This is a genomic window from Pseudescherichia vulneris (assembly GCF_902164725.1).
Lineage (GTDB): Bacteria > Pseudomonadota > Gammaproteobacteria > Enterobacterales > Enterobacteriaceae > Pseudescherichia > Pseudescherichia vulneris.
This window is the reverse complement of the sequence record NZ_LR607338.1, coordinates 889,267-911,988: the sequence shown is the minus strand read 5'-3', so window position 1 is coordinate 911,988 and position 22,722 is coordinate 889,267. Positions and strand designations below refer to the sequence as shown.

Genomic DNA, 22,722 nt, shown 5'->3' with positions numbered 1-22,722 from the left:
AGCAGGGGTTCTTCTTTAGCGCGACGATGCCGATTGGGCGCTTCGGCAGCACTGCCAGGGTTAACTACGGCTCCTGTGCCAGGGCGTCCAGCCGATCGCGAAAGCCGGTGATGGCAATCGCCCGGTTATCGGCGCGCCAGCGATCTTTGGCCCCCGGCGCGGAGCTTTGGACCGCAATCAGCCGCCAGCCGTCGTCAGTCTTTAGCATCAGCGGAGAGCCGCTGTCGCCGGGCAGGGTATCGCACTGGTGAGAGAGCACGCTATCCTGCGCCCAGCCGGTCACCACGCAGTTTTGATGGCTGTAGAGGTTATCCAGGTGATCCTGCGGATAGCCTGACTGCGTCACCTTCCGGTCCGCCGCTTTTAGCGCGGCGGTGAGCGCATCGCGATCCCCGTCAAACAGCGGTAGGGGGGTGATCCCCGACGGCGGGTAGCGCAGCACGATCAGGCCGAAATCCCACGGTGCGGCGGCAGGTGGAACAATCCAGCCTTCGCCGTCAGGCTTAAGGCGCTTGCCCAGGGTTGGCTCAACCCGTCCCTCAATCCCGTGGATCTCATAACGCCAGATGCCATTCTGCGCCACAAAGCGCAGCGCCACGGCTTTATCGGCCTTGCCTCGGGGCGGCGTCAACAGGCAGTGTCCGGCGGTCAACGCCACGCGCGGTGAAATCAGCGTCGCGGTGCAGAGATTGCCGCTGGCGGTCTCCAGCTGGCCGATAGCGTCCCAAGGCGACTGCGTCGGATTGCTCACCTTTACCCGGTCGTCATGATTGAAAAACAGCGTCTTGATCTCAGCAGCAGCATCATCGGCATGGCTGTAAAAAGAAAATGAACAAAGCGAACCCAATAGCAGAATACCGAATTTATGCATATCACACTCTGGTGGGGCAATAATGATTATTCAAACCCTAAGCAACAACTATAGACGGGACGGCAGGAAAGGGGGAGTAAAATCAGCGTGCTACATTCAGGAAAGATAGAAGCGGAGGGTCACCAGCGCGCAGGCAATCAGCATGAGCAAAATCAGCTCGAAACGGTAGCGTTGCAGCATAGATCCTCCGAAAGAAACAGCGCCCGGCAGGCGGGCGCTGAAGTAAGCATCAAACTTAGGCAGCAGGCTGAGCAGCCGGTTTAGCAGCGGTGTGTTTTACTGCTTTTTTGTGGTGTTTTTTGGCAGCCTGGGCTTTCTGGTCAGCGGCTGGTTTAGCAGCGCTCTGGTCAGCGGCCGGTTTAGTGGCTTTTTTGTGGTGCTTTTTAGCAGCCTGCGCTTTCTGGGTAGCGGCAGCTTTGTGGTGTTTTTTGTGATGGGTGGTTTTGGCAGCCGGAGCAGCGCTCTGAGTCTGAGCGGTAGCCGCTGGCGCAGCGGTGGTCGCAGCGGTGTCAGCAGCGAACGCAGCAGAAGAGAGACCCATAGCAGCGGCAACAACCAGAGCTAATACTTTTTTCATTCTGATATCCTCGAATTGGTTTCATCATTTAACCCCACTGCGGGGCCGTTGAAGAGACTATATGCTTCTCAAGTCGAGGCTTCCGTGAGTGATTGGTATCGGCGTGTAACCGTTTGTACAAAGCGGAGAAGGGGGCCGGGAATCAGGTCCCGGCCTAAACGATTACAGATAGCGGGCGGTAAGATGTTGGCGGAAGTAGCGGCTGTTCAGCGCTTCGCCGGTCGCGGATTCAATCAGCTTAGCGGTCGTAAAGCGGCTGCCGTGCTGCCAGATATTCTGCCGCAGCCACTCGAACAGGGCGCTGAAATCCCCTTCGGCAATGGCAGCATCAAGGTTAGGCAGGGCGGTGCGTGCGGCATGGAACAGCTGCGCGGCGTACATGGCACCCAGAGTATAGGACGGGAAATAACCAAAGCCGCCGTCGGTCCAGTGAATATCCTGCATGCAGCCGTCCCGGTAGTTGCCTACCGTCGAGAGGCCGAGCCAGTGCTGCATCTTCTCATCCCACAGCGCCGGAATATCGTCGACGTCGATCTCACCGTTGATCAGCGCCCGCTCGATTTCATAGCGCAGGATCACATGCGCTGGATAGCTCACCTCATCGGCATCAACGCGGATCAGGCCCGGCTTGACCTGCTGGTTCCAGGCGATAAAGTTCTCGTCGCTAAAGGCAGGCTGCGCGCCAAAGCGGTCAATGACCGCAGGCAGGAGACGCTGCAAGAACGCCTTGCTGCGGCCAAGCTGCATCTCAAAGAACAGGCTTTGCGATTCGTGGATGGCCATCGAGCGGGCCTCGGCTACCGGCTGTCCCAGCCAGGTGCGGGGCAGGTTCTGCTCGTAACGGGCATGCCCGGTTTCATGCACTACGCCAAAGAGGGCACTGAGCAGCTCGTTCTCGTCATAGCGAGTGGTGATGCGCACGTCCTCTGGCACGCCGCCGCAGAAGGGGTGGGCGCTGATATCCAGACGGCCTGCGTCAAAATCGAAGCCCAGGGTGCGCATCGCCGTGAGACCCAGCTCACGCTGTTTCTCCACCGGGAACGGCCCGACCGGCGCAATAAGCTGGCGCTGCGCCTGCTTCGCCACGACCTGATTAAGCAGATCCGGCAGCCAGGATTTAAGATCGGCAAACAGCACGTCGAGCTTTGCGGCGGTCATATCCGGCTCATAGAGATCCAGCAGCGCATCGTAGGGGGTGCAGCCTTTTGCCGCCGCGCGTAGCTTAGCCTCTTCACGGCTCAGCTTCACCACCTCTTTCAGGTTGGCGGAAAAACCCTCCCAGTCATTGGCAGGGCGCTGGCTACGCCAGGCGTGCTCACAGCGGCTGCCCGCCAGCGACTTGGCCTCTACCAGCGCCTCCGGTAGCACCGCCGCCTGCTGATAGTGACGGGTCATCTCCCGCAGGTTGGCCTGTTCAACATCGTTGAGATCTTCCTGCGCGGCCGCGTCCAGCCACTGAGCCACTTTTTTGTCGGTCAGGATCTGGTGTTTCAGGACGCTGATCTCCGCCAACGCTTCGCCCCGAGCGGCGCTCCCGGCAGCAGGCATGTTTGTCATCATGTCCCAGCCAGCGATGGAGGAGAGGTGTGAGAAGCGGTAAAGACGTTGGAAGGTGCGGGTGAGTTGCTGGTAGTTGCTGGTGTCCATTGTGCCTCGTGTTGTGCTGATTTTATTTGCTTACATTTCAAGATAACAGGACGCTTGCGCGGATACCACCGTGAGAAATTGTCTGGCAGTCATACTCCATAAGGCTGGATCAAAGTCGAACCCGTACAGGTCGAGAAACGCCGTCTCTATGTCATCACTTCTCTGGAGAAAATGATGACAATCGGCAATCAACCCCTTGGCATGTTCTGGGCCTTCACATTTCAGGTATTCATTCATAACCTCTTCGATGGTCTCGCCGAACAGGTCATAGTCCTGATTGAAGTAGGCTCCCATTAGGTGATCCAGATAGTTAGTTATCATCATTTATCTCGGTGCTTTATCGCTCATATTGCCCGGCGGCGCTACGCTTGCACGGGCCTACGGTAAGGTGCTGTTTGTAGGCTGGGCAAGCGTAGCGCCGCCCGGCATGTTCAGGCAGGATACATTTAGCTACGCAGAGAGGCGATGGTGCAGGCTGCGGCCCACCAGCAGCGCGCCCAGCAGCATCACGGCGATAAACCCGCCTACGCCATTCCAGCCGTAGCTGTGCCAGAACAGGCCGCCTAGCGTCCCCGCCAGGCTCGATCCCAGGTAGTAGCTAAACAGATAAAGCGAGGAGGCCTGGCCTTTCGCCCGGCGCGCGCGCGGCCCGATCCAGCTGCTGGCTACCGAGTGGGCGGCAAAGAAACCGGCCGAGAAGAGCAACATACCGGCAAAAGTCAGCCCCAGCGATGAGAAGAGCGTCAGCAGCACGCCGCCCAGCATAACCCCCGTTGAAACCAGCATCACCGGCCCACGCCCGAAGCGTGCGGTCATTGCCCCCGCTTTGGGCGAGCTCCAGGTCCCGGTCAGGTAAGCCACCGAAAGCAGACCCACCACCGCCTGGCTCAACTGCCATGGGGTCTGCATCAGGCGATAACCAATGTAGTTAAACAGGGTGACAAATGACCCCATCAGCAGGAAGCCGGTAAGAAACAGCAGCGGCAGACCGCGATCGCGCCAGTGCAGACGAAAGTTAATCATCAGCGACCGGGGCCGCAGCGAGGCGGGGCGAAAATGGCGCGACTCGGGAAGGATTTTCCAAAACATCAGCGCCGAGGCGAGGGCAAAGCAGCCGATAACCGCCAGGGCGATGCGCCAGCTAAAGAAGTCGGTAAACACGCCGCTGAGCAGGCGGCCGCTCATGCCGCCGATAGAGTTACCGCTGATATAGAGTCCCATCGAAAAGGCCACCACGCTGGGGTGGATCTCCTCGCTCAGGTAGGTCATCCCAACCGCCGCGACGCCGCTCAGCGACAGTCCCACCAGCGCCCGCATAACCAAAATGCCGTGCCAGCTGGTCATCATCGTGGAGAGCAGCGTACAGCAGGAGGCCAGCAGCAGGGCGGTAACCATCACCGGCTTGCGGCCAATAGCATCTGAGAGCGGGCCGGTGAACAGTAGGCCAATGGCCAGCATGGCGGTTGAGATAGAGAGCGAGATACTGCTGCTGGCCGGTGAGATGCCGAACTCGTGGGAGAGCACCGGCAGGATCGGCTGTACGCAGTAGAGCAGGGCGAAGGTCGCCAGTCCGGCGGAGAAGAGCGCCAGCGTGACGCGCATAAACTGGGGAGTGCCGCGTTTAATATAGAGCGTGGCGGGAGCAGCGGCGGTTTGCACGTCGGCATCGCTCGCCGGGGCGATGTCAACGACGGTAGTACGGCTCACGGTGGATCCTTAGTGATTTATAACAGCGGGTAAGCAATTACCGCTAAGGGTAGGAAAATGTAAATATTCTGTCTAATATATTAATAATCTCAAATAATACATTAAACATATGAATATCGAGCTACGTCACCTGCGCTACTTTATTGCCGTGGCGGAAGAGCTGCATTTTGGCCATGCGGCGGCCCGGCTGAATATTTCTCAGCCGCCGCTAAGCCAGCAGATCCAGCTGCTGGAGCAGCAGGTCGGTGCTCGACTGCTGGCCCGTACCAACCGCAGCGTCGCGCTGACCCTGGCGGGAAGGCAGTTTCTGATCGACAGCCGACAGATCCTCAGTCAGGTCAATGACGCTGCCGCCCGCGCCGCCCGCCTGCATCAGGGGCAGAGCGGTGAGCTGCGGGTCGGCTTTACCTCTTCCGCGCCCTTTATCAAATCCGTCTCTGACACCCTCTCGACCTTCCGACGGCGCTACCCGGATGTGCATCTGCAAACACGAGAGATCAACACCCGCGAGCAAATCGCCCCTCTTCACGAGGGAACCCTGGATCTGGGCCTGATGCGTAATACCGCTCTGCCGGAAACCCTGGCATGGGAGGTGATCCTGCGCGAGCCGCTGCTGGCGATGGTCCCGCGCGATCACCCCCTGGCGGCGCAGCCTGTAGTAACGCTGAGCGAGCTGGCGAAAGAGCCGTTTGTCTTTTTCGACCCCCATGTCGGGACAGGACTGTACGACGATATTCTTGGCCTACTGCGCCGTTACGGCCTGGTGCCGCGTATCGCCCAAGAGGTCGGCGAGGCGATGACCATCATTGGGCTGGTGGCCGCCGGCCTGGGGGTGTCGATCCTACCCGCGTCGTTTTGCCGGGTTCAGCTCAGCGAGATGCGCTGGCTGCCAATTGCCGAAGTCGATGCGGTCTCGCAGATGTGGCTGGTCTGGTCGAAGCACCACGAGCAGGGCGCGGCCGCGCTACATTTCAAGCAGCAGCTGCTGGAGAGCGTTAAAAGTGAACAGAATTAACCCCGCAGAGGATGAAAATGTGCGGTAAATCACAAGGCTAATCAAAAATTTGACGGCTTTAAGGAACTGCTTCACCATAGCCTAAAGTTTATTTCGAAGCGCGAAAATAAAGGGAGCATGAGGTGGTTGCTGATAGTACGCCCGGCCATATTGATCAGATTAAGCAGACCAATGCAGGAGCCGTTTACCGGCTTATCGATCAGCTAGGCCCGGTTTCACGTATCGATCTGTCGCGTCTGGCGCAGCTTGCCCCCGCCAGCATTACCAAGATTGTCCGTGAAATGCTAGAAGCGCACCTGGTGCAGGAGACGGAGATCCAGGAGCCGGGCAGCCGAGGGCGTCCTGCCGTGGGCCTGATGGTCGAAACCGAGGCCTGGCACTATCTCTCGTTGCGCATCAGCCGGGGGGAGATCCATCTCGCCCTGCGCGACCTCAGCAGCAAGCTAGTGGTTGAAGAGCAGCTTGAGTTGCCTTTACATGCCGATACCCCCTTTGTGAGCCGTGTTATTCATCATATCGACCAATTCTTTATTCGCCACCAGAACCAGCTCGAACGTTTAACCGCCATCGCTATCACCTTGCCGGGTATCATCGATACGGAGAACGGCATCGTGCACCGGATGCCGTTCTATGAAGACGTTAAAGACATGGCGCTGGGGGAAGCCCTTGAGCGCCATACCGGCGTGCCGGTCTATATTCAGCATGACATCAGCGCCTGGACCATGGCGGAAGCGCTGTTTGGTGCATCCCGCGGCGCACGGGACGTTATCCAGGTAGTCATCGACCACAACGTTGGCGCGGGGGTGATCACCGACGGACGCCTGCTGCACGCAGGCAGCAGCAGCCTGGTGGAGATTGGTCATACCCAGGTCGATCCCTACGGCAAGCGCTGCTACTGCGGCAACCACGGCTGTCTGGAAACCATCGCCAGCGTAGAGAGCGTGCTGGAGCTGGCGCAGCAGCGCATGAGCCAGTCGATGAGCTCGCAGCTGCACGGTCAGCCGCTTACCGTTGCCTCGCTCTGCCAGACGGCGCGAGAGGGGGATCGCCTGGCGACGGATATTATTACTGGGGTAGGGACTAACGTCGGACGCATTCTGGCGATCATGGTCAACCTGTTTAATCCGCAAAAAATTCTTATCGGTTCACCCCTGAGCCAGGCCGCCGATATTCTCTTCCCGGCCATCAGCAGCTGCATTCGCCAGCAGTCGCTGCCCGCCTATAGCCGCCACATCACCGTCGAGAGCACCCAGTTCTCTAATCAGGGCACCATGGCGGGTGCCGCGCTGGTAAAAGACGCGATGTATAACGGTTCGTTGCTGATTCGACTGTTGCAGGGTTAACAAATTTGCACAGTTGTAGGAAAAATTGCGCTACCTCAAATTAGCCCCTGGCGACTTAACTTAGACTTTCTCCTCTGAATTATTTTCGTGGTGTATATTTTCGCGGCAAAACGGTGGAGTAAGTGATGCTTAAGCGTTTCTTTATTACGGGTACTGATACGGCTGTCGGGAAGACAGTGGTCTCCCGCGCACTTCTGCAGGCGCTGGCGGCCAGCGGCAGAAGCGTAGCCGGCTACAAGCCAGTGGCGAAAGGGAGTAAAGAGACGCCTGAGGGCCTGCGCAATAAAGATGCGCTGGTGCTGCAAAGCGTCTCGACCCTGGTACTGCCCTACGAGGCGGTGAACCCTATCGCCCTGAGCGAGGAAGAGAGCAGCGTGGCCCACAGCTGTCCCATTAACTATGGCCTGCTTTCCAAAGGGCTGGCGCACCTGACCGAGCGTGTCGATCACGTGGTGGTTGAGGGGACCGGCGGTTGGCGCGGGTTGATGAACGATCTGCGCCCGCTCTCTGATTGGGTGGTGCAGGAGCAGCTCCCGGTAATTATGGTGGTGGGGATCCAGGAAGGCTGTATCAACCATGCACTACTGACCGCGCAGGCGATCGCCAGCGACGGCCTGCCGCTGATCGGCTGGGTCGCTAACCGTATCAACCCCGGCCTTGCCCACTATGCCGAGATCATTAACGTGCTGGGCAAAAAGATCCCTGCGCCAATGATCGGCGAGCTACCTTATTTGCCCCGCGCCGAGCAGCGCGAGCTGGCGCACTATATCGACGTGACCCTGCTGACCCGGACGCTGATTGCCGATCGCGTGCTGGCCTGATCCGATTACTGCGGCTCGCTACAGGAGCCGCACGCTGACGGCCACGGCTAAATCGCCACCAGATTGCGCACGCCGTGGCTCTCCATCTCTTCGCCTCTGCCGCGCTGAACGATTGCTCCCCGGGACATCACCAGATAGCTGTCCGCCAACTCGGCGGCGAAGTCATAAAACTGCTCCACCAGCAGGATCGCCATGTCGCCCCGTGCGGCCAGGGTCTTGATCACCACGCCAATCTCTTTGATCACCGAGGGTTGGATCCCCTCTGTTGGTTCATCAAGGATCAGCAGCTGCGGTCGACAGGCCAGCGCCCGGCCAATGGCTAACTGCTGCTGCTGACCACCGGAGAGATCGCCCCCGCGCCGGTGCTTCATCTCCCGCAGCACCGGGAACAGATCGTAGATCTCATCGGGAACCCGCTTCGCCTGCGAACCGGTAAAGCGCGACAGGCCCATCAGCAAGTTCTCCTCAACCGTCAGCCGGGGAAAGATCTCCCGCCCCTGCGGCACGTAGGCCATGCCGCTGCGCACCCGCTGGTGGGGTTTCTGCTGATTGATGGGCTTACCCTGCCAGCTAATGGTTCCGGACTTCGCCGGGATCAGCCCCATCAGGCACTTCAGCAGGGTGGTTTTCCCCACGCCGTTGCGCCCCAGCAGACAGGTCACCTCGCCGGGATGCGTCGCAAAGGAGAGGCCGCGCAGGATATGGCTGCCGCCGTAGTATTGATGCAGTTCATTCACTTCCAGCATGTTAGCGCCCCAGATAAACGTCAATAACCTGTTCATTCGCCTGCACCTCGCGCAGGGAACCCTCGGCCAGCACCTGGCCCTGGTGCAACACCGTAACGTGATCGGCAATGGTATCGACAAAGCCCATATCGTGCTCCACCACCATCAGGGAGTGCTTGCCTGCCAGGGTGCGAAACAGCTCGGCGATATACTCGGTCTCGGCGTCCGTTAGCCCGGCGGCAGGCTCGTCGAGCAGCAGCAGGTGCGGCTCCTGTACCAGCAGCATGCCGATCTCAAGAAACTGCTTCTGGCCATGGGAGAGCAGCCCCGCCTGACGCTGGCTCTGATTGGCCAGCCGCAGCAGTTCAAGGGTCTCGTCGATACGATCCCGCTGCTCGCCGCTCAGCGTCGCCCGCAGACTGGCCCAGACCGATTTGTCGGTTTTCAGGGCGATCTCCAGATTCTCCGCCACCGTCAGCGCCTCAAATACAGTTGGTTTCTGAAACTTGCGCCCGATGCCCGCCCGGGCAATCTCCACTGGGGAGAGCTGGGTCAGGTCGATATTCTGGTCGTAGATCACGCTGCCGCTGTCCGGGCGGGTCTTGCCGGTGATCACATCCATCAGCGTGGTTTTGCCTGCGCCGTTGGGGCCGATGATGCAGCGCAGCTCGCCGACGCCAATCGCCAGCGTCAGGTCGGTGAGGGCGCGGAAGCTGTCGAAAGAGACGTTGATATTCTCCAGCATCAGCACCGGGTCGGTGGTCTGCCGGTAGCGATCCTGCGGCAGCGGCTGGGTAAAAAGGGTGTCAGTCATGCTTTCTCCGCTTCAGCAAACCAATAACGCCGCGCGGTAAAAACAGCGTGACGAGGATAAACATCAGGCCCAGGAAAAAGAGCCAGTACTCCGGGAAAGCCACGGTGAAGAAGCTCTTCGCCCCGTTGACGATGCCCGCCCCCAGCAGCGGTCCAATCAGCGTCCCGCGCCCGCCCAGCGCGACCCAGATGGCGGCTTCGATAGAGTTGGTAGGCGACATCTCGCTCGGGTTGATAATGCCTACCTGCGGCACGTAGAGCGCCCCGGCGAGGCCGCAGAGCACGGCGGAGAGCGTCCAGACAAAGAGCTTGAACCCCTGCGGATCGTAGCCGCAAAACATCAGCCGGTTCTCAGCGTCGCGCACCGCCGTTAACACTCGGCCAAACTTGCTACGCGCCAGCGCCATGCCGATACCCAGCGCGGCGACCAGCAGCAGCACGGTGGCGATAAACAGGCCGATGCGCGTCCCGGTGGCGGTGACCGGAAAACCGAGCAGGGTGGTAAAACCGGTGAAGCCGTTGTTACCCCCGAAGCCGGTTTCATTGCGGAAGAAGAGCAGCATCCCGGCGTAGGTCAGCGCCTGGGTCATGATCGAGAAGTAGACGTCTTTAATACGCGAGCGGAAGGCGAAGTAGCCAAACAGCAGCGCCAGCAGGCCCGGCAGCAGGACGATCAGGCACAGCGCCCACGCAAAGTGCTGGGTGCCGGTCCAGAACCACGGCATCTCGCTCCACGAGAGAAAGGTCATAAAGGCCGGAAGACCGTCCCCCGCCGCCTGGCGCATCAGGTACATGCCCATCGCGTAGCCGCCGAGAGCAAAGAACAGCCCGTGCCCCAGCGACAGCAGGCCAGCGTAGCCCCAGACCAGATCCAGCGCCACGGCGACAATGGCGTAGCAGAGGATCTTGCCCATCAGCGTCAGGGTGTAGGCGGACATGGCCAGGGGATGATCCTGCGGCAGCAGGGCCAAAAACGGCAGGGCCAGCAGCAGGACGATAATGCCCAGCGTCAGGGTGCGCGTCAGACGGGGCGCACGCTGCGCCAGCGTCAGGGTTATAGGTTGGGTCATCAGTCGATCACTCGCCCCTTGAATGCGAACAGCCCCTGTGGCCGTTTCTGGATAAACAGCACGATCAGTACCAGGATGGCGATTTTACCCAGCACCGCGCCAATCTGCGGCTCCAGCAGCTTGTTGATGATGCCGAGGCCAAACGCCGCCACCACCGTGCCTGCCAGCTGGCCAACGCCACCCAGTACCACCACTAAAAATGAGTCGATGATATAGCCCTGGCCCAGTTCGGGGCCGACGTTGCCCAGCTGTGACAGCGCCACGCCTCCCAGCCCGGCGATACCGGAGCCCAGCCCGAAGGCCAGCATATCTACCCGGCCGGTGGGCACGCCGCAGCAGTCGGCCATCCGCCGGTTCTGAGTGACTGCCCGCACGTTCATCCCCAGCCGGGTCTTGTTGAGCAGCAGCCAGGTGAGGGCCAGCACCAGCAGAACAAAGACAATCACCGCGATGCGGTTGTAAGGCAGGATCAGGTTCGGCAGTACCGCCCAGCCGCCGGAGAGCCAGCCGGGGTTGGCCACCTCCAGGTTCTGCGCCCCAAAGAGCAGCCGCACCAGCTGGATCAGCATCAGGCTGATCCCCCAGGTTGCCAGCAGGGTTTCCAGCGGACGGCCATAGAGATGACGAATGATCAGCCGCTCCAGCACCATGCCCATCGCGGCGGTAATGAAAAAAGCCACCGGCAGGGCGACGATGGGATAGAGGGCCAGCCACTGCGGGGCGAGGCGGGCAAAGAGATCCTGCACCAGCCAGGTGGCATAGGCCCCCAGCATCAGCATCTCGCCGTGGGCCATGTTGATCACCCCCAGCAGGCCGTAGGTAATGGCCAGGCCAAGGGCGGCGAGCAGCAGGATAGATCCCAGCGACAGGCCGCTAAAGGCCTGCCCCAGCCAGTCACCCCAGCGCAGACGCTGCTGGATCTGCTTCAGGCTGTCGGCGGCGGCGGCGCGCACGCTGGCGTCCGGCTCGTTTTGCGGCTGGGTTAGCCGCTGAAGACTGGCCTGGATCGGCGGAGCGCTGCTTTCACCCAGCTGTTTGACCGCCTGCAGGCGTACCTGCGGATTGGCATCGGCGAGCTGGAGAGTGGCGACGGCCAACAGCAGGGCCGACTTTACCTCTTCATCCTGCTCCTGGGCTAGCCGCTGTTGCAGCAGAGGAAGCTGCTCTGCCGTGGCGTCGTTTTGCAGATTATGTGCGGCGGCAAGGCGCTGGGTACGATCCTCGCTCACCAGCTGGTGGGCGGCAAGCGCATTAGCTACCAGGGTGCGGATGCGGTTGTTCATAAACAGCTTGCGTGGGTTACCCTCTGGGGCCGCGTTGCCCTCCAGCGGCGTCAGGGTCTCTCCCGACTGGGTAAAGAGCTGGCCGCGCTTATCGACGACTACATTCTCCTGGCGCAGCGCCTGGAGCAGGGGCAAACGCGACGCATCGGGCGCGGCGGACCAGGTTTGTAAAAGCTGCGCCTGCTGGGTCCGGCTGGCAGCGCCGTACTCGCTTGCCGGTCCGGCAGAGGCCGTGCCGATAAACAGCAGGCAGCAGGCAAAGAAGAGGCCGAAGCGCGTGGCTATTTTCATGGTCGCTCATTCCGCTGATGGGGTCATTGCCCGGCAGCCATGCCGCCGGGCGTCTGGGTTACTGCCCGGAGGATTTCACCGGCGTATCTGCTTTCTTATCGTTACCGGCGATAAACGGGCTCCACGGCTGGGCGCGAACCGGCTGTTCGGTCTGCCACACGACGTTGAACTGGCCGTTGTCTTCGATCTCGCCGATCATCACCGGCTTGTGCAGGTGATGGTTGGTTTTGTCCATGGTCAGGGTAAAGCCGTCCGGCGCTTTATAGGTCTGTCCGGCCATCGCCGCGCGCACCTTATCCACGTCGGTGGTGCCCGCTTTCTCTACCGCCTGGGCCCACATGTGCAGCCCAACATAGGTGGCCTCCATCGGATCGTTGGTCACCACGGTGTCGGCGTTCGGCAGGTTATGCGCTTTGGCATAGGCTTTGTAGTCAGCTACAAATTTGGCGTTGGTGGGGTTATCGACGGATTCAAAGTAGTTCCATGCTGCCAGATGGCCTACCAGCGGCTTGGTGTCGATCCCGCGCAGCTCCTCTTCGCCCACCGAGAAGGCCACGACCGGCACGTCGGTAGCCTTGATGCTCTGGTTAGCCAGCTCCTTATAGAACGGCACGTTGGAGTCGCCATTGATGGTGGAGACCACGGCGGTTTTACCTCCGGCGGCGAACTTCTTGATATTGGCGACGATGGTCTGGTAGTCGCTGTGGCCAAACGGGGTGTAGACCTCTTCGATATCTTTATCCTGCACGCCTTTGCTGTGCAGGAAGGCGCGCAGGATCTTATTGGTGGTGCGTGGGTAGACGTAGTCGGTGCCTAACAGGAAGAAGCGTTTGGCGCTGCCGCCGTCTTCGCTCATCAGATACTCTACCGCCGGGATCGCCTGCTGGTTAGGTGCCGCGCCGGTGTAGAAGACGTTCGGGGACATCTCTTCGCCCTCGTACTGCACCGGATAGAAGAGCAGGCCGTTCAGCTCCTCAAACACCGGCAGCACCGATTTGCGCGATACCGAAGTCCAGCAGCCAAATACCGCCGCGACCTTATCCTGGGAGATGAGCTGGCGGGCTTTCTCAGCGAACAGCGGCCAGTTAGAGGCGGGATCGACCACTACCGGCTCCAGCTTTTTCCCCAGCACGCCGCCGTTGGCGTTGATCTCATCGATGGTCATCAGCGCGACGTTTTTCAGCGGCGTCTCGGAGATCGCCATGGTGCCGGAGAGCGAATGCATGATGCCGACCTTGATGGTATCGGCGGCCCAGGCCTGCCAGGAGATCCCTATGCCGACCATAGTCGCGGAGAGGGCAAAGGCTTTAATTAACGAACGTCTTTTCATCATCAACCCCTAAAAGTGTAAGAGAATTATTGCGTTATATCTGCGATGAAACCGGCGGTAGCCGCGATTGCTGAAGCCTGTGTAGTGTGATTTTTCTGACCACCGCTTTGCTCTGTAATATGTGGTCGGTCAGGATCCGCTGCGCCTCCTCTGTCTGCTGTGTCAAAATGGCGCGTAGCACACGCCCGTGTTCCTGATAGGTCGCTGCCACCCGATCGTCCCGCGTAAAGTCGAGATGGCGAATAATGCGTATCTTCTCCGTCAGATCGACATGAACCCGCGCCATTTCGCCGTTGCCCGTTGCCGCCACCAGCGCGGTGTGGAACTGCTCGTCATGGGGCGAGACCGCCAGCCCATCCTCCAGCGGCGGGGCATCCACCCAAAATGCAATCAGCGGGGCGAGATGCTCGGCGCAGGTGCCGGGGGGCATGCCGCACAGGCGGCGAACCGCCTCGCGCTCCAGCACGATCCGCAGATCGTACAGCGCCTCAAACCAGGCAAAATCGAACGGTTTCACCTGCCAGCCGCTGCGGGAGGCCACCTCGACGTAACCTTCATGCTCCAGCCAGTAGAGTGCCTGGCGAACCGGGGTTCGGCTGGCGGCCATCCGTCCGGCAACCTCGCTCTCGCTAAAGCGATCCCCCGGCATCAGCTGAAAAGTGAAAATTTCATTTTTCAGCGCGCGGTAGATGCGCTCCGCCAGCCCCGGCTTGCCGCCCATGCTCACGGCTCAAGCCACAGCAGGGCATCGCCAGGCGTTACTGGGCGGCCTGGCTGACAGCCGATGCGCTTGATGCGGCCTGCCTGCGGGGCGTGGATCGCCAGCTCCATCTTCATCGCCTCGACAATCACCAGCGGCTGGCCTGCGATAACCTCATCGCCTGGCTGGACCAGCACCTTCCAGATGTTGCCGTTCATATCGGCGTTTACCGCCAGCGCACCGTCGTCTACCGCGTCAACCGTGGGCAGGACGATCTCCTCGGGCTGGGCCTGCTCATCCAGCTGCCAGCGGGCAACCTCGTCGCTAAAGGCGGCGGCCTGACGCTCGCGGAAATGGGCAATCTCAGGGGCGTTCTGCGCAAGGAAATGCAGATGCTCGGCGTAGTCGAAAATCGTCTCCTCAATGCGGATAGTGGCCCGGCCTTCGCGGAAATCATCCCGCAGGCGGTCCAGCTCCTCCTCGCTGACCGGGTAGAAGCGAACCTGGTCAAAGAAGCGCAGCAGCCACGGCTCGTCCGGCTTGAACTGGCTGTTTTTCAGGAATTTGTTCCAGATAGGCAGGGTGCGGCCCACCAGCTGGTAGCCGCCGGGGGAGTCCATGCCGTAGATGCACATATACATTCCGCCGATGCCTACCGTGCCCTCGGCGGTGAAGGTGCGCGCCGGGTTATATTTCGAACTCAGCAGGCGGTGGCGCGGATCCACTGGGACGGCGCAGGGTGCGCCAAGGTAGACATCCCCGAGACCGAGGATCAGATAGCTGGCGTCAAAAATCGTGTCGCGCACCGCGTTACGATCCGCCAGGCCGTTAATGCGCTGAATAAAGTCAACGTTGTTGGGCAGCCAGGGGGCGGTGGCCCGCACCGTGTCCTGATAGCGGCTGACCGCCCCGAGGGTGGCGCTGTCCTCGAAGGCCATCGGCATCCAGATGATGCGCGACGGCACCTTCATGTCGCTGACGTCTCCCAGACGCCCTTCAATATCCAGCAACATCTTCACCAGCGATGGCTGGCTGATAACCAGGCTGTCGTAACGGATCTGCAGCGAGCGCACGCCGGGCGACAGCTCTTTAATGCCCGGATGGCCCAGGGCCTGAAGCTGCTCCATCAGCAGGCTGACGCGCAGGCGCAGGGCCAGATCGAGAACGTTTTCGCCATACTCGATCAGGATGTAGTTATCCCCCGCCTGGCGATAGCAGATAGCGGGCGTCGTGCCGCTGGCCGGAATAGACACCAGCGCGGCGGCGGAGATCCCGTCCCGATCCGCCAGCGACGGGGTAGCAAATGCCGGCAGCGTTTCGGCAGGCTCCAGCGTCTCAACGATGCGGTGCTGAGCCTTCTCCAGCGCCACCGCCTCCTCAACGCTAATCGGGTAGAAGCGCAGGCGATCCCCTGGCTTGACCTGGCCCACTTTCCACAGCTCTGCTTTGGCGATGGTCACAGGGCAGACAAAACCGCCGAGGCTGGGGCCGTCGCGGGTAAGGATCACCGGGAAGTCGCCGGTAAAGTTGATCGCGCCGATGGCGTACTCGCAGTCGTGAACGTTGGACGGATGCAGGCCCGCTTCGCCGCCGTCGGGCCGCGTCCAGGAGGGTTTCGGCCCGGTCAGGCGCACGCCGAGACGGTTAGAGTTGTAGTGCACCTGCCACTCGCTGGCGAAGAACTCGTCGATGGCGTCCTGAGTAAAGAAATCCGGCGCGCCGTGGGGCCCATAGAGGACGCCGATGTGCCAGCTCTCCCCATACTCCGGGATCAGCCCGGCGGCCAGCGGCTGCGGATCCCGCTCTGGCGCAGGCGTGGTGCAGGCGGCCAGCGCGGGACGGGAGATAGGCAGCAGATCGGCCACCTTCAGCGTGCGTCCGGCGTGGCCGCCAAACTGGCCGAGGGCGAAGGTTGCTCGGCTGCCGAGATAGGAGGGCACATCGATACCGTTGCGCACGGCAAGATAGGTGCGGCACCCGGCTTGGGCGCGGCCTAGCACCAGCGTCTGCCCGGCCTTCACCGCTACCGGCTGCCAGTACGGCATCGGCTGGTCGTCAAGCTCGGCATGACAGTCGGCCCCGGTCACGGCGATGGTGGTATCGCTGTGAAACAGCAGCGTTGGGCCTTGCAGAGTAAACTCCAGTCCGGCGGCGGAGGCGTGGTTGCCGACGATGCGGTTAGCCAGGCGGAAGGCAAAATCGTCCATCGGGCCCGAGGGCGGGACGCCCACGTCCCAGTAGCCCGGACGACCGGGGTAATCTTGAACGCTGCTCCAGGTACCGGGTTGCACGACCTCAATGGCCGCCGTGGCAGGGGTAAAGGTATCGAGCATCCGCGTCCAGACTTGGCCCTCAACAAAGGCCTCGCTGGCAACGATCTGCCGCAGGTAGTCAAGGTTAGTGGCGATGCCGTGCAGCTGAGTGGCGTCCAGCGCCTCGCGCAGCTTAACCAGGGCCGCCTCGCGCGTCTCCGCATAGACGATCAGCTTGGCGATCATCGGATCGTAGAAGGCGGAGACCTCACTGCCGGTGGTCACGCCGCTGTCAACGCGCACGTTCTCCGGGAAGCTTACGTGGGTCAGCACGCCAGGACTCGGCTGGAAGTTCTTCAGGGGATTTTCGGCATACAGCCGCACCTCAATCGCTGCACCCTGCGGTGGGCGCTGGAGTCGCGCCCAGTCAATGGTATCTCCGGCGGCAACGCGCAGCATGCACTCCACCAGATCAAGACCGGTAACGGATTCGGTGACCGGGTGCTCTACCTGTAATCGGGTGTTGACCTCAAGGAAGTAGAACGCATCCTGCTCGGCGTCATAGATATACTCCACCGTGCCCGCGCTGCGGTAGTCAACCAGTTTGCCCAATTCAACGGCGGAGGCGAGCAGCGCGGTGCGGGTCGCCTGCGGTAGCCCCGGCGCAGGCGTCTCTTCTACCACCTTCTGATTGCGGCGTTGCAGGGAGCAGTCGCGCTCGCCGAGCGCTACCACGTTGCCCTGACCGTCGCCGAAGATCTGCACCTCGACGTGGCGGGCGCGATCGATGCAGCGTTCAATAAACACTCCCGCATCGCTGAAGAACTGCTCGCCCAGACGGCGGACGCTCTCCCACGCCAGCTGCAATGCCTCACCATCGGGGCAGCGGGTCAAACCGATCCCGCCCCCGCCCGCGGTGCTTTTTAACATTACCGGGTAGCCAATCTCTTCAGCGGCCAGCAGCGCCTCGTCGAGGCTGTTCAGTAGGCCCGTACCCGGTGTCATTGGCACACCGGCCTGAGCGGCCAGCTCCCGCGCCCGGTGCTTGAGGCCAAACTCACCGATCTGCTGCGCCGTGGGGCCAACAAAGATAATGCCTGCCTGCTCGCAGGCGTCGGCAAAGGCCAGGCTCTCAGAGAGAAAGCCGTAGCCGGGCCAGATAGCCTGCGCGCCGCTTTGTTTAGCGGCATCAATAATGCTGTCGATGCGTAGATAGCTGTCGCTGGCCTTCTCCCCTCCCAGCGGCAGGGCAATATCGGCCGCCTTAACGTGCTCGGCGTTTTTATCCGCGTCGGAATAAACGGCGATGCTCACGATCCCCAGACGGCGCAGGGTGCGGATGGCGCGGCAGGCGATTTCACCCCGGTTGGCAATCAGTACGCGATCAAACATGCTGCATCTCCTTGCTGGCGAGCCAATTGCGCCAGCCTTTGTAAGCCGTAATATCCTGCGCGTCGCCGAGCGCCGCACCCTCACAGATAAAGCCTTTCACCCAGCGGCCATCCGCCAGCTCCAGAGAGCCGATCCCCAGCGGGGCTGGGATCTCGGCGACAAACTCCCCGAAGCGCGCCAGTGGGATATCCCACAGCTCTACTTGGATAGATTCGCCGCTGGCAGCGCGGGCCAGGCCCGGTTTTGCCGGCTGGGTATTGGCCAGGGCGTAGAGGCGGTAGCAAGAGGCAGTTTCGCTAGCTTCCACAAACACCGCCTTCCGGTTAATCAGCTGGTGGTTAAGCGGCATACCGCGCAGATGCGCCCCGACAACCGCGATACGCACGTGATCCGGTGAGAGAGGCAGCGCAGCCTGGTCTGCGGGGAGCGGGGCATCGGTTGCCCCCAGGGTCAGGCCGCTTTGTGCCTGCCAGCGAATGCCGAAGCTGGCGAGGGCGCGATCGTGCCAGGCGGGAGCGAGCAGGGTGATCCCGGCGGGCAGGCCGTCGGCGCGCAACGGCGCGGGCAGGGCCAGGGCGCTGAGATCGGCCAGGTTAGTAAAGTTGGTGTAGGTGCCAAACTCCGAGTTGTAGCGGATCGGCTCCTGCTGCATCTCTTCTTTGGTGCGGATGGTGGGCGAGGTAGGCACGGCCAGGGCATCGACTTCGGCAAGGGCCTGCTGAATTTGACGGGCCAGCTCGGCGCGCAGGTACTCGGCTTTATAGGCTTCTACCGCGCTATAGCGGCTGCCTCCGGCGACAATCTGATATACCGTCGGATCCATCTCCTCCGGGCGGTTGATGATATCGCCGACGGCAGCGGTGCGCTCGGCAACCCATGGCCCCTGATAGAGCTGGGCGGCCAGCTCGGCGAACGGGGTGAAATCGATGGTCTTCAGCGTTACGCCGCAGGCGCGTAGTTGCTCCAGGGCGCGCTCCCACGCCTCTTCGGCCTGGGCGTCACCAAAGAATTGCAGCGTATCGGGAACGGCAAACACCGGACGCTCGGGCAGCGCGGCGGGAGCGGTGCCCGGTGCACGGCGGGAGTAGGCGTCATGAACGTCGTAGCCTGCTGCCGCCTCGGCGACAGTCCAGGCATCACTGACGGTGAGGGCAAACACCGATACGGTATCGTTAAGGCGGCAGGCCGGCACCACGCCGCTGGCGGAGAACCAGCCTTTGGTGGGTTTGAGCCCGACGATGTTATTAAATCCGGCGGGCACCCGACCGGAACCTGCGGTGTCAGTCCCGAGTGAAAACGGAACCAGACCGCGCGCGACGACCGACGCCGAGCCGGAGCTGGAGCCGCCGCTCACATAGTCTGGGTTGAAGCTGTTGCTCACCGCGCCCCATGGAGAGCGCGTGCCTACCAGTCCGGTAGCAAACTGATCGAGATTGGTCTTGCCAATGACAATGGCCCCGGCGGCTTTAAGCTGTGCAACCGTTGTCGCATCCTGCTCGGCGATATAGCGAAACGCCGGACAGGCCGCGGTGGTCGGAAATCCAGCGGCGTCGATGTTGTCTTTAACCGCGAAAGGGATGCCATACAGCGGCAGCGCCGTTGGGTCTTGCTGATAGTGGGGCGTTAATGCTGCCAGCTGGGCGGCGATCTGCTCGGGCGTGGCCAGGGTGATCCAGGCATTGTCATCGACAGAGAGAGTGGCTAAGTGCGTCGTCAGCAGAGATAAAACCTCGCCGCGCTGCTGCTGGATCTGCTGCTGCCACCCGGTGAGGGTTTGGCCGGTCATTGTTGTCATAGTGAGCAATTCCATCTGGTATACAAGATGGAATTCAAATAGCAAGCGGCGTGCCAGTTTTTAATCTATTGTTAATTAATAATATTTTAATAATGTGCCATGGCGGGCAGGTTGTGATTGCACCCGACCTGCGCAGCGTTGAGCAAAAAAGGTGCGCCTGGTCACGGTATGGAGACACGGGTAATACAAAGGGATGATGTTACATAAATCACTGAATTTGCTAAGATGCTTTAATAGGGTGCAACGGGTGGGGAATTTATGAAAAAGTTACTGATGCTGGCGGCAGTCACGGCAGCGCTGGCCGGATGTGATGATGGCAAAGCGCCGGTGTCGTTTACACCGGAGATGGCCAGCTTCTCCAATGAGTTTGACTTTGACCCACTGCGTGGCCCGGTGAAAGACTTTAGCCAGACGCTGCTCAATGATAAGGGTGAAGTATCTAAGCGCGTCACCGGCACGCTCTCGCAGGAGGGCTGTTTTGATACGCTGGAGCTTCACGATATGGATAACAACACCGGGCTGGCGCTGGTGCTGAATGCCAACTTCTATGTCGATGCTGTGACCCATGAAAAGCGCCTGCGCTTGCAGGGTAAATGCCAGCTGGCGGAGTTCCTGTCGGCGGGCGTGACCTGGGATACGGATGAGAAGGGCTTTGTGGTGTTGGCGCGCGGCAAGGAGCTGCAGATTAACTACCAGTACGATGCGGAAGGGTATCCGCTGGGCAAATCGACCACCAGCAAAGAGATGCATCTGTCCGTGGAATCAACGCCCTCAACGGACAAACGTAAGAAGCTCGACTACACCGGCGTCAGTACGCTGAACGATAAGCCTATCGGCAGCGTGAAGCAGGCCTGCGAATACGATCGTCATGACAACCCGGTGAGCTGCTCCCTGACGATCGTAGATGAAAGCGTCACGCCTGCCGTTGAGCACAAGTACGCCATCAAAAATACCATTGCCTACTACTGAGATTACCGTCCGATTGGCCGCCCGGTACGGCGGTCAAGGCAGCGCAGGGTATTCTCTTCCCAATAGGCGTTGAGGTTAGCGCTCTGCTGGCAGTTATCGCGCGCGTCAAACGCCACGTCGGCCTTATCAAACTCTTTCTCCACGCGGGTATTCACCTTGTGGCGCAGGTTACGCGTATCGTTCCACTGCTCTTTTTCCATCGTGGCCTGCTGACGGCTCTGGGCACTGTCGCCGGACTCAATGATAAGCTTACTCGTATCGGCGTTGGCTGTGGCACTCATCATGCCCGCACCCAGCGTCAGCATGGCCGCCACGCAGAGGCGTTTACTAAAGGTCATGTTCATTGTTATTCCTTGGTTCGATAGAGAAGACGTGGTGCTCGCCTCCCGTTATTCTACACCATTCTTCTCAAACGATATAAGGCCGTTATCCGGAATGTTTACTCCCGCCATGCTCCATACCACGCTGCTCTTTTTCATCACCGCGCTGTGCGAAATTCTCGGCTGCTTTCTGCCGTGGCTGTGGCTCAAGCGGGGTGGGAGCCCGCTGCTGCTGATCCCGGCCGGACTGGCGCTGGCGACCTTCGTTTGGCTGTTAACACTGCACCCGGCAGCCAGCGGCCGAGTTTATGCCGCCTACGGTGGGGTCTACGTCTGCACCGCGCTGATCTGGCTGCGGGTGGTGGATGGGGTCAAGCTCAGCGTTTACGACTGGCTCGGTGCGCTGGTGGCGCTCTGCGGCATGCTGATTATCGTGGCAGGATGGGGGCGCGCTTAGCGCCTTTTTTTGTGATCCAGCGTAGGTTTTATGATCATCATACTTGTATGGTAGTAGCTCAGCTGCGTAGATTCTCTTCATCACAACCGAGATGTAAAGGATCAGAAGATGAAGATTGTAGGGGCCGAAGTATTTGTTACCTGTCCGGGGCGCAATTTTGTCACCCTCAAAATTACTACCGACGAGGGGATTGTCGGTCTGGGCGATGCCACGCTGAACGGGCGCGAACTCTCCGTGGCGTCCTATCTTAAGGATCACCTCTGCCCGCAGCTGATTGGCCGCGACGCGCATCGCATCGAAGATATCTGGCAGTTCTTCTACAAGGGCGCTTACTGGCGTCGTGGTCCGGTCACCATGTCCGCTATCTCGGCTATCGATATGGCGCTGTGGGATATCAAAGCCAAGGCGGCCAACATGCCGCTCTATCAGCTGCTGGGCGGTGCCTCTCGTGAAGGGGTGATGGTCTACTGCCACACTACGGGTCACAGCATTGATGACGTGCTGGAAGATTACGCCCGCCATAAAGAGATGGGTTTTAAAGCCATTCGCGTGCAGTGCGGCGTGCCAGGAATGAAAACCACCTACGGCATGTCTAAAGGTAAAGGCCTGGCCTATGAGCCTGCGACTAAAGGCCAGTGGCCGGAAGAGCAGCTCTGGTCAACGGAGAAGTATCTCGACTTTACGCCGACGCTGTTTGACGCGGTGCGCAGCAAGTTTGGCTTTAACGAGCACCTGCTACACGACATGCACCACCGCTTGACTCCCATTGAGGCGGCGCGCTTCGGCAAGAGCATTGAAGAGTTCCGCATGTTCTGGATGGAGGATCCGACCCCGGCCGAGAACCAGGCCTGCTTCCGCCTGATCCGCCAGCACACCGTGACCCCTATCGCGGTGGGTGAAGTCTTCAACAGCATCTGGGACTGTAAGCAGCTCATTGAAGAGCAACTGATTGACTATATCCGCACCACCATCACCCACGCGGGCGGCATCACCGGCATGCGCCGTATCGCCGACTTCGCCTCGCTCTATCAGGTGCGTACCGGATCTCACGGCCCGTCGGATCTCTCGCCGATTTGCCACGCGGCGGCGCTGCATTTCGACCTGTGGGTGCCGAACTTCGGCGTGCAGGAGTACATGGGCTACTCCAAGCAGATGCTCGACGTCTTCCCGCACAGCTGGACCTTCGATAACGGTTACATGCACCCAGGCGAGAAGCCCGGCCTCGGCATTGAGTTCGATGAGAAGCTGGCAGCGAAATACCCCTACGATCCTGCCTATCTGCCGGTCGCCCGCCTCGAAGACGGCACCCTGTGGAACTGGTAAGTTTTAACTATACGCAGGCAG

21 protein-coding genes are annotated in these 22,722 nt (G+C 60.5%); 6 read left to right on the top strand and 15 right to left on the bottom strand.

Translation table 11 applies throughout. From position 1 onward, the window contains the following. Nucleotides 1-64: 64 nt before the first annotated feature. The 6 genes from FN633_RS03655 to FN633_RS03635 form a co-directional block, all read right to left on the bottom strand. Nucleotides 65-871 carry a trypsin-like serine peptidase gene (locus FN633_RS03655; protein WP_154056780.1) on the bottom strand — a complete coding sequence of 269 codons (807 nt, stop codon included), beginning with the start codon at nt 869-871 and terminating at the stop codon, nt 65-67. A 96-nt stretch (nt 872-967) separates the two neighbouring features. Then, complete coding sequence (gene ydgU / locus FN633_RS18675) at nt 968-1,051, bottom strand: small membrane protein YdgU (protein WP_462687435.1); 84 nt, start codon at nt 1,049-1,051, stop codon at nt 968-970. A 55-nt stretch (nt 1,052-1,106) separates the two neighbouring features. Continuing rightward, the gene (gene asr, locus FN633_RS03650; protein WP_072015283.1) at nt 1,107-1,448 is read right to left on the bottom strand and encodes an acid resistance repetitive basic protein Asr; all 342 of its coding nucleotides are present in this window, start codon (nt 1,446-1,448) and stop codon (nt 1,107-1,109) included. A 162-nt stretch (nt 1,449-1,610) separates the two neighbouring features. Continuing rightward, nucleotides 1,611-3,095 carry a carboxypeptidase M32 gene (locus FN633_RS03645; RefSeq protein WP_154056779.1) on the bottom strand — a complete coding sequence of 495 codons (1,485 nt, stop codon included), beginning with the start codon at nt 3,093-3,095 and terminating at the stop codon, nt 1,611-1,613. 30 nt (nt 3,096-3,125) lie between these two features. Then, nucleotides 3,126-3,416: a contact-dependent growth inhibition system immunity protein gene (locus FN633_RS03640; protein ID WP_269134923.1), complete on the bottom strand. Its 291-nt coding sequence runs from the start codon at nt 3,414-3,416 to the stop codon at nt 3,126-3,128. A 129-nt stretch (nt 3,417-3,545) separates the two neighbouring features. Beyond that, the gene (locus FN633_RS03635) at nt 3,546-4,802 is read right to left on the bottom strand and encodes an MFS transporter (protein WP_154056777.1); all 1,257 of its coding nucleotides are present in this window, start codon (nt 4,800-4,802) and stop codon (nt 3,546-3,548) included. A gap of 109 nt (nt 4,803-4,911) precedes the next feature. Between FN633_RS03635 and FN633_RS03630 the strand changes: the two genes are divergently transcribed. The 3 genes from FN633_RS03630 (at nt 4,912) to bioD (ending at nt 7,981) form a co-directional block, all read left to right on the top strand. Next, the gene (locus FN633_RS03630; protein ID WP_154056776.1) at nt 4,912-5,817 is read left to right on the top strand and encodes a LysR family transcriptional regulator; all 906 of its coding nucleotides are present in this window, start codon (nt 4,912-4,914) and stop codon (nt 5,815-5,817) included. A gap of 122 nt (nt 5,818-5,939) precedes the next feature. Then, a complete protein-coding gene (gene mlc / locus FN633_RS03625) occupies nt 5,940-7,160 on the top strand; it encodes a sugar metabolism global transcriptional regulator Mlc (RefSeq protein WP_154056775.1) in 1,221 nt (406 codons plus the stop codon). A gap of 125 nt (nt 7,161-7,285) precedes the next feature. Continuing rightward, nucleotides 7,286-7,981, top strand: coding sequence for a dethiobiotin synthase (gene bioD, locus FN633_RS03620; RefSeq protein WP_154056774.1), 696 nt, complete (start codon nt 7,286-7,288; stop codon nt 7,979-7,981). A gap of 47 nt (nt 7,982-8,028) precedes the next feature. On the opposite strand, the gene urtE is transcribed toward bioD, so the two are convergent. The 8 genes from urtE to atzF are packed head-to-tail and all read right to left on the bottom strand — an operon-like array spanning nt 8,029 to nt 19,632. After that, on the bottom strand, nt 8,029-8,727 hold the full coding sequence (urtE, locus tag FN633_RS03615) for an urea ABC transporter ATP-binding subunit UrtE (RefSeq protein ID WP_154058814.1): 699 nt from the start codon (nt 8,725-8,727) through the stop codon (nt 8,029-8,031). A 1-nt stretch (nt 8,728) separates the two neighbouring features. Further along, a complete protein-coding gene (urtD, locus tag FN633_RS03610; RefSeq protein ID WP_154056773.1) occupies nt 8,729-9,520 on the bottom strand; it encodes an urea ABC transporter ATP-binding protein UrtD in 792 nt (263 codons plus the stop codon). Continuing rightward, nucleotides 9,513-10,589: an urea ABC transporter permease subunit UrtC gene (gene urtC, locus FN633_RS03605; protein ID WP_154056772.1), complete on the bottom strand. Its 1,077-nt coding sequence runs from the start codon at nt 10,587-10,589 to the stop codon at nt 9,513-9,515. The genes urtD and urtC overlap by 8 nt, the downstream gene beginning before the upstream one ends. Continuing rightward, entirely contained in the window at nt 10,589-12,163 is a 1,575-nt protein-coding gene (urtB, locus tag FN633_RS03600) for an urea ABC transporter permease subunit UrtB (RefSeq protein ID WP_154056771.1), read from the bottom strand. The genes urtC and urtB overlap by 1 nt, the downstream gene beginning before the upstream one ends. Nucleotides 12,164-12,221: 58 nt before the next feature. After that, a complete protein-coding gene (gene urtA / locus FN633_RS03595) occupies nt 12,222-13,493 on the bottom strand; it encodes an urea ABC transporter substrate-binding protein (protein WP_154056770.1) in 1,272 nt (423 codons plus the stop codon). Between the two features lie 34 nt (nt 13,494-13,527). Beyond that, nucleotides 13,528-14,214 carry a GntR family transcriptional regulator gene (locus FN633_RS03590; RefSeq protein ID WP_154058813.1) on the bottom strand — a complete coding sequence of 229 codons (687 nt, stop codon included), beginning with the start codon at nt 14,212-14,214 and terminating at the stop codon, nt 13,528-13,530. A 2-nt stretch (nt 14,215-14,216) separates the two neighbouring features. Next, nucleotides 14,217-17,837 carry an urea carboxylase gene (uca, locus tag FN633_RS03585; RefSeq protein WP_154056769.1) on the bottom strand — a complete coding sequence of 1,207 codons (3,621 nt, stop codon included), beginning with the start codon at nt 17,835-17,837 and terminating at the stop codon, nt 14,217-14,219. Further along, nucleotides 17,830-19,632 carry an allophanate hydrolase gene (gene atzF / locus FN633_RS03580; protein WP_154056768.1) on the bottom strand — a complete coding sequence of 601 codons (1,803 nt, stop codon included), beginning with the start codon at nt 19,630-19,632 and terminating at the stop codon, nt 17,830-17,832. The genes uca and atzF overlap by 8 nt, the downstream gene beginning before the upstream one ends. A gap of 258 nt (nt 19,633-19,890) precedes the next feature. On the opposite strand from atzF, the gene FN633_RS03575 reads away from it, so the two are divergent. Continuing rightward, on the top strand, nt 19,891-20,601 hold the full coding sequence (locus tag FN633_RS03575; RefSeq protein WP_154056767.1) for a YnfC family lipoprotein: 711 nt from the start codon (nt 19,891-19,893) through the stop codon (nt 20,599-20,601). A gap of 2 nt (nt 20,602-20,603) precedes the next feature. Here FN633_RS03575 and FN633_RS03570 read toward each other — a convergent pair whose 3' ends face one another. Then, nucleotides 20,604-20,945, bottom strand: coding sequence for a DUF1283 family protein (locus FN633_RS03570; RefSeq protein ID WP_154056766.1), 342 nt, complete (start codon nt 20,943-20,945; stop codon nt 20,604-20,606). 106 nt (nt 20,946-21,051) lie between these two features. Here FN633_RS03570 and FN633_RS03565 point away from each other — a divergent pair, with 106 nt between their 5' ends. Beyond that, a complete protein-coding gene (locus FN633_RS03565) occupies nt 21,052-21,378 on the top strand; it encodes a YnfA family protein (protein WP_154058812.1) in 327 nt (108 codons plus the stop codon). A gap of 108 nt (nt 21,379-21,486) precedes the next feature. Continuing rightward, nucleotides 21,487-22,701: a D-mannonate dehydratase ManD gene (manD, locus tag FN633_RS03560; protein WP_154056765.1), complete on the top strand. Its 1,215-nt coding sequence runs from the start codon at nt 21,487-21,489 to the stop codon at nt 22,699-22,701. Nucleotides 22,702-22,722 lie beyond the last annotated feature (21 nt).

Bases quoted from the DNA above. Each gene is read 5' to 3' on its own strand.
- bioD (WP_154056774.1), top strand. From the start codon at position 7,286: ATGCTTAAGCGTTTCTTTATTACGGGTACTGATACGGCTGTCGGGAAG.
- ydgU (WP_462687435.1), bottom strand. From the start codon at position 1,051: ATGCTGCAACGCTACCGTTTCGAGCTGATTTTGCTCATGCTGATTGCC.
- FN633_RS03565 (WP_154058812.1), top strand. From the start codon at position 21,052: ATGCTCCATACCACGCTGCTCTTTTTCATCACCGCGCTGTGCGAAATT.
- FN633_RS03640 (WP_269134923.1), bottom strand. From the start codon at position 3,416: ATGATAACTAACTATCTGGATCACCTAATGGGAGCCTACTTCAATCAG.
- FN633_RS03575 (WP_154056767.1), top strand. From the start codon at position 19,891: ATGAAAAAGTTACTGATGCTGGCGGCAGTCACGGCAGCGCTGGCCGGA.
- urtC (WP_154056772.1), bottom strand. From the start codon at position 10,589: ATGACCCAACCTATAACCCTGACGCTGGCGCAGCGTGCGCCCCGTCTG.
- FN633_RS03645 (WP_154056779.1), bottom strand. From the start codon at position 3,095: ATGGACACCAGCAACTACCAGCAACTCACCCGCACCTTCCAACGTCTT.
- FN633_RS03590 (WP_154058813.1), bottom strand. From the start codon at position 14,214: ATGGGCGGCAAGCCGGGGCTGGCGGAGCGCATCTACCGCGCGCTGAAA.
- atzF (WP_154056768.1), bottom strand. From the start codon at position 19,632: ATGACAACAATGACCGGCCAAACCCTCACCGGGTGGCAGCAGCAGATC.
- asr (WP_072015283.1), bottom strand. From the start codon at position 1,448: ATGAAAAAAGTATTAGCTCTGGTTGTTGCCGCTGCTATGGGTCTCTCT.
- urtE (WP_154058814.1), bottom strand. From the start codon at position 8,727: ATGCTGGAAGTGAATGAACTGCATCAATACTACGGCGGCAGCCATATC.
- FN633_RS03570 (WP_154056766.1), bottom strand. From the start codon at position 20,945: ATGAACATGACCTTTAGTAAACGCCTCTGCGTGGCGGCCATGCTGACG.
- FN633_RS03630 (WP_154056776.1), top strand. From the start codon at position 4,912: ATGAATATCGAGCTACGTCACCTGCGCTACTTTATTGCCGTGGCGGAA.
- urtA (WP_154056770.1), bottom strand. From the start codon at position 13,493: ATGAAAAGACGTTCGTTAATTAAAGCCTTTGCCCTCTCCGCGACTATG.
- uca (WP_154056769.1), bottom strand. From the start codon at position 17,837: ATGTTTGATCGCGTACTGATTGCCAACCGGGGTGAAATCGCCTGCCGC.
- FN633_RS03655 (WP_154056780.1), bottom strand. From the start codon at position 871: ATGCATAAATTCGGTATTCTGCTATTGGGTTCGCTTTGTTCATTTTCT.
- urtB (WP_154056771.1), bottom strand. From the start codon at position 12,163: ATGAAAATAGCCACGCGCTTCGGCCTCTTCTTTGCCTGCTGCCTGCTG.
- urtD (WP_154056773.1), bottom strand. From the start codon at position 9,520: ATGACTGACACCCTTTTTACCCAGCCGCTGCCGCAGGATCGCTACCGG.
- manD (WP_154056765.1), top strand. From the start codon at position 21,487: ATGAAGATTGTAGGGGCCGAAGTATTTGTTACCTGTCCGGGGCGCAAT.